Raw genomic sequence first — 13,029 nt, 5'->3', positions numbered from 1 at the left:
ACAAAAAGGCATGCAGGAGCGCTCCATGATTCGGCTCACCGCTGAACGCACCCCGGCTGGCACCAGTTACCTGGCGACCGGCCAAGGCCAGCCCGTGGTATTGATCCACGGCGTGGGCCTGAACAAAGAAATGTGGGGCGGCCAGGTTGTTGGCCTGTCCACTCAATACCGTGTGATTGCCTACGACATGCTCGGCCATGGCGCCAGCCCGCGTCCGCAAAGCGGCACGCCCCTGCTCGGTTATGCCGATCAGTTACTCGAGTTGCTCGATCACCTGCAATTGCCCAAGGCAACGGTGATCGGTTTCTCCATGGGCGGGCTGGTCGCGCGGGCGTTTGCCTTGCATTACCCGGACCGCCTCCAGGGCCTGGTGGTGCTTAATAGCGTGTTCAATCGCAGCGCAGAACAGCGTGCCGGTGTCATCGCCCGAACGGCACAGGCTGCCGAGCACGGACCGGATGCCAACGCAGAAGCGGCACTTTCGCGCTGGTTCAGCCGCGAATACCAGGCAGCCAACCCGGCGCAGATTGCCGCGTTGCGCCAGACGCTGGCGGACAATGACCCGCAGGGTTATTTGACCACCTACGAGCTGTTCGCGACCCAGGACATGTACCGCGCCGACGATCTGGCCAGTATCCAGGTACCGACACTGGTCGCCACTGGTGAGCTGGATCCGGGCTCGACGCCGGAAATGGCACGGCAATTGGCCGAACGCATCCCCGGCGCGACAGTTGCCGTGCTCGATGAGCAGCGGCATATGATGCCCGTAGAATCGCCGCGACTGGTCAACCAGCTATTGCTGGAGTTTCTCGACACAGCGCACGCCCGACAAAACCAAATAAAGGGGATCGTTGCATGACACTCGCACGCTTCCAGATGTGCATCGGCGGTGAATGGGTCGATGCCCTCTCCGGTAAGACTTTTGAAAGCCTGAACCCGGCCCTGGCGCAAGCCTGGGCCGAGCTGCCCGACGCTGACGAAGCCGATGTGGAGCGCGCCGTACAGGCTGCGCAGACCGCCTTCGACAGCCCGGCCTGGCGCGGTTTGACCGCCACCGCTCGCGGCAAATTGCTGCGGCGCCTGGGCGATCTGATCGCTGAAAACAAGGAACAACTGGCGCAGCTGGAAAGCCGCGACAACGGCAAGCTGATCCGCGAAACCCGCGGTCAGGTCAGCTACCTGCCGGAGTTTTTCCACTACACCGCCGGTCTGGCCGACAAACTCGAAGGCGGTACCCTGCCCCTCGACAAACCGGACCTGTTTGCCTACACGGTGCACGAAGCCATGGGTGTGGTCGCCGCGATCATTCCCTGGAACAGTCCGCTGTACCTGACCGCGATCAAACTCGCCCCGGCCCTGGCCGCAGGCAATACCATCGTGATCAAACCGTCCGAGCATGCCTCCGCGACCATTCTTGAGCTGGCTCGTCTGGCGCTGGAAGCGGGTATTCCGCCGGGCGTGGTCAACGTCGTTACCGGCTACGGCCCAAGCACCGGCACGGCCCTCACCCGCCATCCGCTGGTGCGCAAAATCGCCTTCACCGGCGGCGCTGCCACGGCGCGGCATGTGGTGCGCAGCAGTGCCGATAACTTCGCCAAGCTGTCGCTGGAACTGGGCGGCAAATCGCCCAACATCATTTTTGCCGACGCCGACCTCGACAGCGCGATCAACGGTGCGATCGCAGGGATCTATGCGGCCTCCGGGCAGAGCTGCGTTTCCGGTTCGCGCCTGCTGGTTCAGGATGAAATCTACGACGAATTCGTCGAGCGCCTGGTCGAGCGCGCCAAGCGCATTCGCATCGGCAACCCTCAGGAAGACAGCAGCGAAATGGGCCCGATGGCCACCGCGCAACAATTGGCGGTTGTCGAAGGTTTGGTCGCCGATGCCATTGCCGAAGGTGCGCGTTTGCGTATGGGCGGCAAGCGTCCCGAGAATCTGGGTGATGGCTGGTTCTACGAGCCGACCTTGTTCGAATGCGACAGCAACTCGATGAAGATCATGCAGGAAGAAGTCTTTGGTCCGGTGGCCTCGGTCATTCGTTTCAAGGATGAAGCCCAAGCGCTGGCGATTGCCAACGACTCGCAGTTCGGCCTCGCTGCCGGCATCTGGACCCGTGACCTGGGACGCGCCCACCGCCTGGCCCGAGACGTACGTTCGGGGATTATCTGGGTCAATACCTACCGTGCCGTGTCGGCCATGGCACCGATCGGCGGCTTCAAGAACAGCGGCTATGGACGCGAAAGCGGCATCGATTCGGTGCTGGCCTACACCGAGCTCAAAACGGTGTGGATCAACCTGTCCCAGGCACCGATGCCTGATCCTTTCGTGATGCGCTAAGAGACCACCGACATGATCGAACCCGGCATTTACAAAGACGTCATGAGCTCGTTCCCGTCCGGGGTCACGGTGGTCACCACCCTGGACCCGGAGGGCGGCATCGTCGGCATCACCGCCAGCGCATTCAGTGCGCTGTCGATTGACCCGGCGCTGGTGCTGTTCTGCCCCAACTATGCCTCGGACACATACCCGATCCTGCGCGACAGCAAGCAGTTTGCGATTCACCTGCTGTCCGCCGACCAGACCGCCGAAGCCTATGCTTTTGCCAGTAAAGGCAAGGACAAGGCCAAGGGTATCGAGTGGCACTTGAGTGCCTTGGGCAATCCGTTGCTGGCTAAAGCGACGGCGATCATCGAGTGTGAATTATGGCGCGAATACGATGGTGGTGATCACGCCATCATCGTCGGCGCGGTGAAGAACCTGATTCTTCCCGAGCAGCCCGTTACACCGATGATCTACCACAAAGGCAAGCTGGGCCCGTTGCCCGCCTTGGCCTGACTCTGTTCTTCATGTGGGAGCGAGCCTGCTCGCGAAAGCGGTGTATCAGTCAACATTAATATTGAATGTCAGACCGCATTCGCGAGCAGGCTCGCTCCCACAGGGTTACCCCCTCTATTTTCAGGAGCCGGCATGAGTCCAGCAGCCTTGCAACTGTTCCGTCAGCAGGCCTATATCGATGGCCAATGGCTGGATGCGCCGGATGGCGCCTATCAGGACATCTTCAACCCGGCCACCGGCGAACGCATCGGCCAGGTGCCGAACCTTGGCGCCGCCGAAGCCCGTCAGACCATCGCGGCCGCCAACAATGCCTGGCCAGCCTGGCGTGCACTGACCGCCAAGGAGCGCAGCAACATCCTCAAGCGCTGGCACGCGCTGATGCTTGAAAATGCTGACGAACTGGCAGAGATATTGACGCTGGAACAGGGCAAGCCACTGGCCGAGGCCAAGGGTGAGATTCTCTATGCCGCGAGCTTCATCGAGTGGTTCGCCGAAGAAGCCAAACGCATCTACGGCGACACCATCCCGAGCCACAAAGGTGATGCGCGCATCGTCGTCAGCAAAGAGCCGATCGGCGTCGTCGCAGCCATCACGCCGTGGAATTTCCCGGCGGCGATGATTACCCGCAAGGCTGGCCCGGCATTGGCCGCTGGTTGCCCGTGCATCGTCAAGCCGGCGCCGGAAACACCGTTCTCTGCCCTGGCAATGGCTGCGCTGGCCGAACAGGCGGGTATTCCTCCGGGCATTTTCAATGTGATCACCGGCGACGCCGTGGCCATCGGCGCCGAGCTGACCGCCAGCCCTCTGGTACGCAAATTGTCCTTCACCGGCTCCACCGCCATCGGCAAGTTGCTGATGGCTCAGTGCGCGCCGACGCTGAAAAAAGTGTCGCTGGAACTGGGCGGCAACGCGCCCTTTATCGTCTTCGACGATGCGAACCTGGAACGCGCTGTGGAAGGCGCGCTGATTGCCAAATTCCGCAACGCCGGGCAGACCTGCGTCTGCGTCAATCGCTTCCTGGTGCAGGCTGGCATTCACGATGCGTTTGTCACGCGACTGGCAGAGCGTGTGGCGCAATTGAAAGTCGGCAATGGTTTCGACAACGGCATCACTCAGGGCCCGCTGATCAACGAGCGTGCCGTGGCCAAGGTTGAAGACCATGTACAAGACGCCCTCGCCCACGGCGCGCAATTGCTCTGCGGCGGTGAACGCCATGCCCTCGGCCACGGCTTCTTCCAGCCAACGGTGCTGGCCGGCGTGACGTCGTCGATGAAAGTCGCCCAGGAAGAAACCTTTGGCCCGCTGGCCGCCGTGTTCCGTTTCGAGTCAGAAGCCGAGGCGATCCATAGGGCCAACGACACTGAATTCGGCCTCGCCGCTTACTGCTACACCCGCGATCTGGGCCGCGCCTGGCGCATGAGCGAGGCGTTGGAGTACGGCATGGTCGGCATCAACGAAGGGCTGATTTCCACTGAAGTCGCGCCGTTTGGTGGCATCAAGTCCTCGGGCCTGGGCCGTGAAGGGTCGAAGTACGGCATTGAAGATTACCTTGAGCTCAAATACACCCTGATGGGCGGGCTCGACGACTTCGGGAGTACGCAGCGATGAGTAACGAGAAATATGAACAGGGGCTGAAAATCCGCACTCAAGTGTTGGGTGAGGCCTACGTCAACCGCTCCATCGAGAACGCCGACGACTTCACCCGGCCATTGCAGGAAATGGTCACCGAGTACTGCTGGGGCCACGTCTGGGGCCGTGAGGGTTTGTCGCTTAAAGAGCGCAGCATGATAAACTTGGCCATGATTTCGGCCCTCAATCGGCCTCACGAACTCAAGCTGCATGTACGCGGCGCCTTGCGCAACGGGCTGAGTCGTGAACAAATACGCGAAATTCTGCTTCAGGTCGGTATTTATTGCGGTGTCCCCGCTGCCGTTGACAGTTTCCGGCTCGCCCGTGAAGCGTTCGCCGAAGCCGATGCCGAGGCCTCCAGTTAACCCTTGGCTGTTTTGATTGAGCACGGACGATCCACGGATCGAAGTGCTCTTTTTGCATGGACAGCCACATTCAGAGCGGACCCCATGAAACGCCTGCCACTCGACGACAGCTTCAAGGTCAATCGCAACCCCGTTACCCTGCGCGAAATCGTGCTGGATAAACTGCGAAGCGCCATCATGAACTTCCAGCTCATGCCGGGAGACCGCCTGGTCGAACGCGATTTGTGTGATCGCCTGGGCGTCAGCCGCACGTCCGTGCGCGAGGCCTTGCGTCACCTGGAATCCGAAGGCCTGGTGGAGTTTGCCGACGCCAAAGGGCCCAGTGTCGCCATCATTACCCTGGCCGATGCCGTCGATATCTACGAACTGCGTTGCGTGCTCGAGGGCTTGATCGTCCAACTGTTTACCTTGCGTGCCAAGGCCAAGGACATCAAGGCCCTGGAAAAAGCCCTGGAGGAAAACCGAAAGGCCCTCAAGGAAGGCGAATTGCAACAGGTCATCGACTCGGTTCAGGGTTTCTACGATGTCCTGCTCGAAGGCTCCGGCAACCATGTGGCGGCCACTCAGCTGCGTCAGTTGCAGGCACGGATCAGCTATTTGCGGGCGACATCGGTGTCCCAGGAAAACCGTCGTGGCGCCAGCAATCAGGAAATGGAACGCATGGTCGAGGCCATCAAGAGCGGCGATGCGCTGGCCGCCCATCAGGCTTGCGTCGACCACGTCCGCGCTGCCGCCGCCGTCGCTCTGGATTACCTCAAGCGCAAACAGGAAGAGACCGGGAAAATCCCTGAAATCACCCTGCCCATCGCGCTTAAAGAACCGCGCATAGGCCGCTGAAATGTTCAGCCCGAGCTTTTGTCCAAAGTGCGGCGGCAATGACCTCAAGTCTCAGCTTCCGCCGGGCGATACGCACGAGCGCCTGATGTGCCGCGGCTGCGGCTACATCCATTACGTCAATCCGAAAATCATCGCGGGCTGCATCATCGAGCAGGACGGCAAGTACCTGCTGTGTCAGCGCGCCATCCCACCGCGTCCTGGCACCTGGACGCTGCCGGCAGGTTTCATGGAAGGTGGCGAGACCACCGAGCAAGCCGCCTTGCGGGAAGTCTGGGAAGAGAGCGGCGTACGCGCGGAAATTCTCTCGCCCTACTCGATTTTCAGCGTGCCGAAGATCAGCGAGGTGTACATCATCTTCCGCGCCATCGCGCTGGAGATCACCGGCCAGTACGGGCCCGAAACCCTCGACTACAAATTCTTCGCACCCGAGGACATCCCTTGGGACAGCATCTACTATCCGGCGATCCGGCAGATCCTCGAACGCTATATCGAGGAACGCCAGGCCGGGGTTTATGGCATCTACATCGGCAACGACGATACCGGCAAGATCCACTTTATCCGCTAAGTCCCCCTGTGGGAGCGAGCTTGCTCCGGGCGGCGTTCCGACGATGGACGTCAACGATGACGCGTTTTTTCAGGATTAACGCGGTGCCATTGAGTCCATCGCAGGCAAGCCAGCTCCCACAGGGTTATGGGGCGCTTGTTATGCAGGCGCCACGCCCTCAACAATGATCACTTCGGCCCGGGCCACACCCTCTCGGTGCCGCTTTGCCTCCTGATATTGCTCGGACTGGTAACAGGCCAGCGCCTGCTCGTACGAGTCGAATTCAATAACCACACTGCGTTGCGGTGTCGTCCGGCCTTCCATCGCTTCGCTACGCCCACCCCGGGCCAGTATCCGCCCGCCATACATTGCAAAGGCCGCCGGGGCCCGCTGGGTGTATTGGCTATATTGATCGGGGTCGGTGATGTCTACATGAGCAATCCAGTACGCCTTCATAGTGACCTCTTGGTTTGTTTTGTATTATGGTATACCACATTACAATTCCATCAAACACAGAGAATCCCAGCATGGCCTTCAACAGCATCGAAGAAATCATCGAAGACTATCGACTTGGCAAAATGGTGCTTCTGGTCGATGACGAAGACCGGGAAAACGAAGGCGACCTGCTGCTGGCTGCCGACTGTTGCACCGCCGAGGCTATCAGCTTCATGGCCCGGGAGGCCCGTGGCCTGATTTGCCTGACCTTGACCGACGAGCATTGCCAACGCCTCGGGCTGGAGCAGATGGTGCCGAGCAACGGCAGCGTCTTCAGCACCGCGTTCACCGTGTCCATCGAGGCCGCCATCGGTGTCACCACTGGCATCTCCGCCGCTGATCGGGCGCGCACGGTAGCCGCCGCCGTCGCCCTCAATGCCGGCCCCGCCGATCTCGTACAACCCGGCCACATCTTTCCCTTGCGCGCCAAGGAAGGCGGCGTGCTGACACGCGCCGGACACACTGAAGCCGGCTGTGACCTGGCACGCCTGGCGGGTTTTACCCCGGCCTCGGTGATCGTCGAAGTGATGAACGATGATGGGACCATGGCCCGCCGTCCAGACTTGGAAGTGTTCGCACGCAAACACGGGATCAAGATCGGCACCATCGCCGACCTGATTCACTACCGCCTCAGTACCGAACACACAGTGCTGCGCATCGGCGAACGTGAATTGCCCACGGTGCATGGCACCTTTCGTCTGATCACCTTCGAGGATCGCATTGAAGGCGGTGTCCACATGGCCATGGTGATGGGTGAATTACGCCGGGACGAACCAACGCTGGTACGCGTGCATGTGATCGATCCGCTGCGCGATCTGGTGGGCGCCGAGTACAGCGGTCCGCCTAACTGGACGCTGTGGGCCGCACTCCAGCGCGTGGCCGATGAAGGTCGCGGGGTCGTGGTGGTGCTGGCCAATCACGAATCGTCACAAGCGCTGCTCGAACGTGTGCCTCAACTGACTCAGCCGCCACGACAGTTCAGTCGCTCACAATCGCGCATCTATTCTGAAGTAGGGACCGGAGCGCAGATTTTGCAGGACCTGGGCGTTGGCAAACTGCGTCACCTCGGGCCGCCATTGAAATACGCAGGCTTGACCGGTTATGACCTGGAAGTGGTGGAGAGCATCCCTTTCACCCAGTGATGCGGGAACGCTATCTGTAGCAGCTGGCGAAGCCTGCGTCCGGCTGCGCAGCAGTCGTAAAACCTGAGCGCGAGGTCTTCCTGAAACTGCGCGTCGCCGATTTTGCGACTGCTGCGCAGCCGGACGCAGGCTTCGCCAGCTGCTACACAGGGCCGTGTTCCGGTCTGCAAAAAACACGGTTTGGCGGATAGCCGGTAAGGCAAAGTGCTTGCACAAAGCTTGGAATACCATAATATGATATTCCATAGACCGGACGATCTTAATTGGCTAGACGGACCTACTGCTCCCCCCAGGCGGGCACTCAAATGCCCCGCTCATAAACACAACAATGAGGGCGTGAAAATGGTGTTGAACAAACGTGCAACCGCAGTACTGCTCGCAGGCTTACTGACCACGGCCAGTCACTTGGCAATGGCGGCCGAAAGCGTCAACTTCGTCAGCTGGGGCGGAAGCACTCAGGATGCGCAGAAGCAGGCCTGGGCCGACCCGTTCAGCAAGGCCAGCGGCGTCACCGTGGTTCAGGATGGCCCGACCGACTACGGCAAACTCAAAGCCATGGTCGAAAGCGGCAATGTGCAGTGGGATGTGGTCGATGTCGAAGCCGACTTTGCCTTGCGCGCCGCCTCCGAGGGCCTGCTCGAACCCCTCGATTTCACGGTCATCCAGCGCGACAAGATCGACCCGCGATTTGTCTCTGATTACGGCGTCGGTTCGTTCTTTTTCTCCTTCGTCCTCGGCTACAACGAGAGCAAGCTCGGCGCCAGCAAACCCCAGGATTGGTCCGCGTTGTTCGACACCAAAACCTATCCCGGTAAACGCGCCCTCTACAAATGGCCAAGCCCAGGCGTGCTCGAATTGGCCCTGCTGGCCGATGGCGTAGCCGCCGACAAGCTTTATCCGCTGGACCTGGATCGCGCCTTCAAGAAACTCGACACCATCAAGAAAGACATCGTCTGGTGGGGCGGCGGCGCGCAGTCGCAACAACTACTGGCCTCCGGCGAAGCAAGCATGGGTCAGTTCTGGAACGGCCGGATTCATGCCCTGCAGGAAGATGGCGCACCGGTGGGCGTGAGCTGGAAACAGAATCTGGTCATGGCTGACATTCTGGTCGTGCCCAAAGGGACGAAAAACAAAGCGGCGGCGATGAAGTTTCTGGCCAACGCCAGCAGCGCCAAAGGCCAGGCCGACTTCTCCAACCTGACCGCCTATGCACCGGTCAACGTCGACAGCGTGGCGCGCCTTGATTCGGTGCTGGCGCCTAACCTGCCGACGGCCTACGCCAAGGATCAAATCACTCTAGACTTCGCGTACTGGGCCAAGAACGGTCCGGCCATCGCGACACGGTGGAACGAATGGCTGGTCAAATGAAAATGACGGCAACCGCGTCACGTCAACTGACTCCGACCGGGAGCGCCACTGGCGCTGCCGGTACGGTTACCGGCAAGGCGGCTGTGATGAATCAATCCCCTTCACTGGCGCAGCGCTGGCGTGGCGCCAGCAACCTGATCCCTGCCCTGCTGTTCCTTGGCCTGTTCTTTCTGGCGCCGTTGATTGGGTTGTTACTGCGCGGTGTGCTTGAACCAACACCGGGCCTGGGCAACTACGCGCAGTTGTTTGCCAACTCGGCGTACGCGCGGGTGTTGCTCAACACCTTCTCGGTAGCGGGACTGGTGACCCTGTTCAGCCTGCTGCTTGGCTTTCCATTGGCCTGGGCCATTACCTTGGTGCCAAGAGGCTGGGGTCGCTGGATTCTTAACATCGTGCTGCTGTCGATGTGGACCAGCCTACTCGCCCGGACCTATTCCTGGCTGGTGTTGCTGCAAGCCTCCGGGGTGATCAACAAGGCGCTGATGGCGATGGGCATCATCGATCAACCGCTGGAAATGGTGCACAACCTGACCGGTGTAGTGATCGGCATGAGTTACATCATGATCCCGTTCATCGTACTGCCGCTGCAGGCGACCATGCAGGCCATCGACCCGATGATCCTGCAAGCCGGCTCGATCTGCGGCGCCAGTCCGTGGACCAACTTCTTCCGGGTCTTCCTGCCGCTGTGCCGGCCAGGGCTGTTCTCCGGTGGCCTGATGGTGTTCGTGATGTCGCTTGGGTACTACGTCACCCCGGCATTGCTGGGCGGTGCGCAGAACATGATGTTGCCCGAGTTCATCATTCAGCAGGTGCAGTCGTTCCTCAACTGGGGCCTGGCCAGCGCCGGTGCCGCATTGTTGATCGTCATCACGCTGGTGTTGTTCTACTTCTACCTGAAGCTTCAACCGGAATCCCCGGTTGGCGCCAGCAACGCGAGGTAAGCCGTCATGCTCCTGACCCCCAATGCCATGAGCCGGCGCATGCGCTTCGGCCTGTACTTCACGACTGGCCTGATCGCGTTGTTCCTGTTGTTGCCGATCGTATTCATCGTGCTGCTGTCGTTCGGCTCCTCCCAGTGGCTGGTGTTCCCGCCGCCGGGCTGGACACTGAAATGGTACGGCCAGTTCTTCTCCAACGCCGATTGGATGAACGCCGCGCTGGCAAGCCTGAAGGTCGCCGTCCTGACCACGTTCTTCGCCGTGGCGCTCGGTTTGCCCACCGCTTTTGCCCTGGTGCGCGGACGCTTCCCTGGCCGGGAACTGCTCTATGGCCTGTTCACCTTGCCGATGATCGTGCCGCTGGTGATCATTGCGGTGGCGGTGTATGCGCTGTTCCTCAAACTCGGCTACACCGGGACGATGTTTGCCTTCGTCGTCAGCCACGTGATAGTTGCGTTGCCATTCACCATCATCTCGATCATCAACTCGCTGAAGCTGTTCGATCAGTCGATCGAAGACGCGGCGGTGATCTGCGGTGCCTCACGCCTGCAGGCGGTGTTCAAGGTGACCTTTCCGGCGATTCGTCCGGGCATGGTGGCCGGCGCGCTGTTCGCTTTCCTGGTTTCCTGGGATGAAGTGGTGCTGAGCGTGATGATGGCCAGCCCGACCCTGCAAACCCTTCCCGTGAAAATGTGGACCACCCTGCGCCAGGACCTGACGCCCGTGATTGCCGTCGCCTCGACGCTGCTGATCGGCCTCTCGGTATTGGTCATGGTGATCGCCGCCGCCGTTCGCCGGCGCAATGAAATCAGCGCCTGAGCGCCCAGGAGTACGACATGAGTGCAGTGATCAAAGATACCGCGCAACACAATGACCAACCCCTGGTGAGCCTGCGCAACCTGAACAAGTACTACGGCGAATTTGCCGCCGTGGACGACATCTCGCTGGACATCAAGGACGGTGAATTTCTCACCTTCCTGGGCTCCAGCGGTTCCGGCAAAAGTACCACGCTGTCGATGCTCGCCGGCTTCGAAACCCCGAGCAGCGGAGAAATCCTGGTCAACGGCCGGTCGCTGGTCAACGTGCCGCCGCACAAGCGCGACATCGGCATGGTGTTCCAACGCTACTCGCTGTTCCCGCACCTGTCGGTGCGCGACAACATCGCGTTCCCGTTGGCGATTCGCAAGCTGGCCAGCGCCGAGCGCGAGCGCCGGGTCGATGCGATGCTCAAACTGGTGCAACTCGAACAGTTCGCCCATCGTCGCCCTTCGCAACTCTCTGGCGGCCAACAGCAACGGGTCGCCATCGCTCGGGCGCTGGTCTATGAGCCACGCATTTTGCTGATGGACGAACCGCTCGGGGCGCTCGATAAAAAGCTGCGTGAAGACTTGCAGGACGAACTGCGCCAGCTGCATCGGCGCCTTGGCATCACCATCGTTTATGTGACCCACGACCAGGAAGAAGCCATGCGCTTGTCTCAGCGCATTGCCATTTTCAGTCACGGAAAGATTGTCGGTTTGGGCAGCGGTTATGACCTGTACCAGAATCCGCCGAATGCCTTTGTTGCCTCGTTCCTGGGCAACTCGAACTTCCTCAAACTCAAGGCTCAGGGCAACGCAGCGGCTTCGTTTGAAGGTCAATCGCTGTCCATCCGCCTGACCGCGGGGTTGCAGACCGAGCAGGATGTCCTGCTCATGGTTCGCCCGGAAAAAGCCCTGGCCTTGAGTGTCGGGCAAGCCGCTCAAGACCCCTTGGCAGCAGGCTGGAATGAAGTGTCGGCCATTGTCGGCGAGGTGCTGTTCCTCGGTGAAAGCCAGACCTGCACTGTGAAAACCCTGGGCGGCACCTCGATGACCGTCAAGGCACTCTCCGCTGCGGGCATGCCGCTCAAGACCGGCGACCCGGTTCGCGTGCGCTGGGCTACTGCGGACGCGTGCGTTTATACACAATGGGCTGAGAGCGACCTGAACAAGGCTGCCGGGGCACATTAATCTTTGACGGCTCATGCCAGTGGGCCGCATTAAATAGAGTCACCCTCGGGTCGCTGCAACGTCGGGTTGTGGCGGCCTTTTTTTTTGCGCTTTGATGGGGGGCATATCAAGCCCAACTCCAACCGGCTGATCGAAATCGAGCCGAGGGAAGTACTGACCCGCATCAATTGACGCTTTGAGCAGGCACATCGGCAATCAGTGACTATGCTTTCGCGTGAGCAACGCGCTCTAACCCGGTATTCGCTGCGTTGTTCCGTCAGCCACCACATGGAAAACAGGCCTATGAAACCGATCCGGTCCCTTGCCCAAGCTATTGCTCTCGCCTCAATCATGTCCACCGCCAGTTTTACGGCCCATGCAGCCGATATACCGCTGGGCACTAATGCGCTGGAGGCTCACATCGTTACGCACGTACTGGCCGTCGATGCGGCGAATTTTCAGGTCACTGTGGAGGGTTCAGACAAGAACCCGGTAACCCTCCAGCTCACCGACAAGGCCAAGGCCCTGCACAACCTGAAAGTCGGCGACAAGGTCGACATACACGTTACCCGCTCGATTGCCTATGTGCTCGACACTGATGTCAACAGCGATAGAGGTGTCAGCACTAAAACAGGGATGACTCCCGCCAACAAGGACAACCCTAATCCGGGCGGGGAGGCGTTTCGCCAGGTCAAGGTCACGTCGAAGATCACCCACATCGACTTGAAAAAACATGAAGTGACCTTGCTTCCCCCAGAAGGAAAAGTGAAAGTCGTCAAGATCGAGGACCCCGATCTCCAGGCCCGCATGAAGAACCTCAAGGTCGGTCAGACGGTCGACGCCATCTTCACCGAAGTGCTGAAAATCAAAACCTCACGCTAGCAACATACGCTGACCAGTCCGGTC

Annotated in this window: 14 protein-coding genes; 13 read left to right on the top strand and 1 reads right to left on the bottom strand. The window is 60.2% G+C overall.

Annotation, left to right across the window (positions count from 1 at the left end):
- The first annotated feature begins 25 nt into the window (after window positions 1–25).
- From ACM6IR_RS04795 to ACM6IR_RS04765, 7 genes are all read left to right on the top strand, one after another.
- A complete protein-coding gene (locus ACM6IR_RS04795; RefSeq protein ID WP_414906624.1) occupies window positions 26–859 on the top strand; it encodes an alpha/beta fold hydrolase in 834 nt (277 codons plus the stop codon).
- Window positions 856–2,337: an aldehyde dehydrogenase gene (locus ACM6IR_RS04790; protein WP_414906623.1), complete on the top strand. Its 1,482-nt coding sequence runs from the start codon at window positions 856–858 to the stop codon at window positions 2,335–2,337. Before ACM6IR_RS04795 ends, ACM6IR_RS04790 begins: the two co-directional genes overlap by 4 nt.
- A gap of 12 nt (window positions 2,338–2,349) precedes the next feature.
- The gene (locus ACM6IR_RS04785; protein ID WP_414906622.1) at window positions 2,350–2,835 is read left to right on the top strand and encodes a flavin reductase family protein; all 486 of its coding nucleotides are present in this window, start codon (window positions 2,350–2,352) and stop codon (window positions 2,833–2,835) included.
- 132 nt (window positions 2,836–2,967) lie between these two features.
- A complete protein-coding gene (locus tag ACM6IR_RS04780; RefSeq protein WP_414906621.1) occupies window positions 2,968–4,443 on the top strand; it encodes an NAD-dependent succinate-semialdehyde dehydrogenase in 1,476 nt (491 codons plus the stop codon).
- Window positions 4,440–4,829 (top strand): 4-carboxymuconolactone decarboxylase, encoded by a 390-nt coding sequence (gene pcaC, locus ACM6IR_RS04775; RefSeq protein WP_096510322.1) that lies wholly within the window; start codon window positions 4,440–4,442, stop codon window positions 4,827–4,829. The genes ACM6IR_RS04780 and pcaC overlap by 4 nt, the downstream gene beginning before the upstream one ends.
- Window positions 4,830–4,913: 84 nt before the next feature.
- The gene (locus ACM6IR_RS04770) at window positions 4,914–5,666 is read left to right on the top strand and encodes a GntR family transcriptional regulator (protein WP_414906620.1); all 753 of its coding nucleotides are present in this window, start codon (window positions 4,914–4,916) and stop codon (window positions 5,664–5,666) included.
- Between the two features lies 1 nt (window position 5,667).
- Window positions 5,668–6,231, top strand: a complete 564-nt coding sequence (locus ACM6IR_RS04765; RefSeq protein WP_090185190.1) for an NUDIX hydrolase — start codon at window positions 5,668–5,670, stop codon at window positions 6,229–6,231.
- A 138-nt stretch (window positions 6,232–6,369) separates the two neighbouring features.
- Here ACM6IR_RS04765 and ACM6IR_RS04760 read toward each other — a convergent pair whose 3' ends face one another.
- Window positions 6,370–6,666 (bottom strand): DUF1330 domain-containing protein, encoded by a 297-nt coding sequence (locus tag ACM6IR_RS04760; RefSeq protein ID WP_414906619.1) that lies wholly within the window; start codon window positions 6,664–6,666, stop codon window positions 6,370–6,372.
- Between the two features lie 71 nt (window positions 6,667–6,737).
- On the opposite strand from ACM6IR_RS04760, the gene ribBA reads away from it, so the two are divergent.
- The 6 genes from ribBA to ACM6IR_RS04730 all read left to right on the top strand — a co-directional run bounded on the left by ribBA (window position 6,738) and on the right by ACM6IR_RS04730 (window position 13,005).
- Entirely contained in the window at window positions 6,738–7,847 is a 1,110-nt protein-coding gene (gene ribBA, locus ACM6IR_RS04755) for a bifunctional 3,4-dihydroxy-2-butanone-4-phosphate synthase/GTP cyclohydrolase II (RefSeq protein WP_414906618.1), read from the top strand.
- 342 nt (window positions 7,848–8,189) lie between these two features.
- Window positions 8,190–9,215 (top strand): ABC transporter substrate-binding protein, encoded by a 1,026-nt coding sequence (locus ACM6IR_RS04750; RefSeq protein WP_414906617.1) that lies wholly within the window; start codon window positions 8,190–8,192, stop codon window positions 9,213–9,215.
- A complete protein-coding gene (locus ACM6IR_RS04745; protein ID WP_414906616.1) occupies window positions 9,212–10,156 on the top strand; it encodes an ABC transporter permease in 945 nt (314 codons plus the stop codon). The genes ACM6IR_RS04750 and ACM6IR_RS04745 overlap by 4 nt, the downstream gene beginning before the upstream one ends.
- Window positions 10,157–10,162: 6 nt before the next feature.
- Window positions 10,163–10,972, top strand: coding sequence for an ABC transporter permease (locus tag ACM6IR_RS04740; protein WP_414906615.1), 810 nt, complete (start codon window positions 10,163–10,165; stop codon window positions 10,970–10,972).
- A gap of 17 nt (window positions 10,973–10,989) precedes the next feature.
- Window positions 10,990–12,144 carry an ABC transporter ATP-binding protein gene (locus ACM6IR_RS04735; protein WP_414906614.1) on the top strand — a complete coding sequence of 385 codons (1,155 nt, stop codon included), beginning with the start codon at window positions 10,990–10,992 and terminating at the stop codon, window positions 12,142–12,144.
- A gap of 282 nt (window positions 12,145–12,426) precedes the next feature.
- Window positions 12,427–13,005: a hypothetical protein gene (locus ACM6IR_RS04730; protein WP_414906613.1), complete on the top strand. Its 579-nt coding sequence runs from the start codon at window positions 12,427–12,429 to the stop codon at window positions 13,003–13,005.
- Window positions 13,006–13,029: the final 24 nt, after the last annotated feature.

The sequence above is a fragment of the Pseudomonas sp. IT-P253 genome, from assembly GCF_949768125.1.
Lineage (GTDB): Bacteria > Pseudomonadota > Gammaproteobacteria > Pseudomonadales > Pseudomonadaceae > Aquipseudomonas.
This window is presented reverse-complemented; position numbering and strand designations above follow the sequence as displayed.

What these genes read in the sequence shown, in the direction of transcription:
- ACM6IR_RS04765 (WP_090185190.1), top strand. Translation starts at nt 5,668, where the DNA reads ATGTTCAGCCCGAGCTTTTGTCCAAAGTGCGGCGGCAATGACCTCAAG.
- ACM6IR_RS04750 (WP_414906617.1), top strand. Translation starts at nt 8,190, where the DNA reads ATGGTGTTGAACAAACGTGCAACCGCAGTACTGCTCGCAGGCTTACTG.
- pcaC (WP_096510322.1), top strand. Translation starts at nt 4,440, where the DNA reads ATGAGTAACGAGAAATATGAACAGGGGCTGAAAATCCGCACTCAAGTG.
- ACM6IR_RS04740 (WP_414906615.1), top strand. Translation starts at nt 10,163, where the DNA reads ATGCTCCTGACCCCCAATGCCATGAGCCGGCGCATGCGCTTCGGCCTG.
- ribBA (WP_414906618.1), top strand. Translation starts at nt 6,738, where the DNA reads ATGGCCTTCAACAGCATCGAAGAAATCATCGAAGACTATCGACTTGGC.
- ACM6IR_RS04790 (WP_414906623.1), top strand. Translation starts at nt 856, where the DNA reads ATGACACTCGCACGCTTCCAGATGTGCATCGGCGGTGAATGGGTCGAT.
- ACM6IR_RS04745 (WP_414906616.1), top strand. Translation starts at nt 9,212, where the DNA reads ATGAAAATGACGGCAACCGCGTCACGTCAACTGACTCCGACCGGGAGC.
- ACM6IR_RS04730 (WP_414906613.1), top strand. Translation starts at nt 12,427, where the DNA reads ATGAAACCGATCCGGTCCCTTGCCCAAGCTATTGCTCTCGCCTCAATC.
- ACM6IR_RS04735 (WP_414906614.1), top strand. Translation starts at nt 10,990, where the DNA reads ATGAGTGCAGTGATCAAAGATACCGCGCAACACAATGACCAACCCCTG.
- ACM6IR_RS04780 (WP_414906621.1), top strand. Translation starts at nt 2,968, where the DNA reads ATGAGTCCAGCAGCCTTGCAACTGTTCCGTCAGCAGGCCTATATCGAT.
- ACM6IR_RS04785 (WP_414906622.1), top strand. Translation starts at nt 2,350, where the DNA reads ATGATCGAACCCGGCATTTACAAAGACGTCATGAGCTCGTTCCCGTCC.
- ACM6IR_RS04770 (WP_414906620.1), top strand. Translation starts at nt 4,914, where the DNA reads ATGAAACGCCTGCCACTCGACGACAGCTTCAAGGTCAATCGCAACCCC.
- ACM6IR_RS04760 (WP_414906619.1), bottom strand. Translation starts at nt 6,666, where the DNA reads ATGAAGGCGTACTGGATTGCTCATGTAGACATCACCGACCCCGATCAA.
- ACM6IR_RS04795 (WP_414906624.1), top strand. Translation starts at nt 26, where the DNA reads ATGATTCGGCTCACCGCTGAACGCACCCCGGCTGGCACCAGTTACCTG.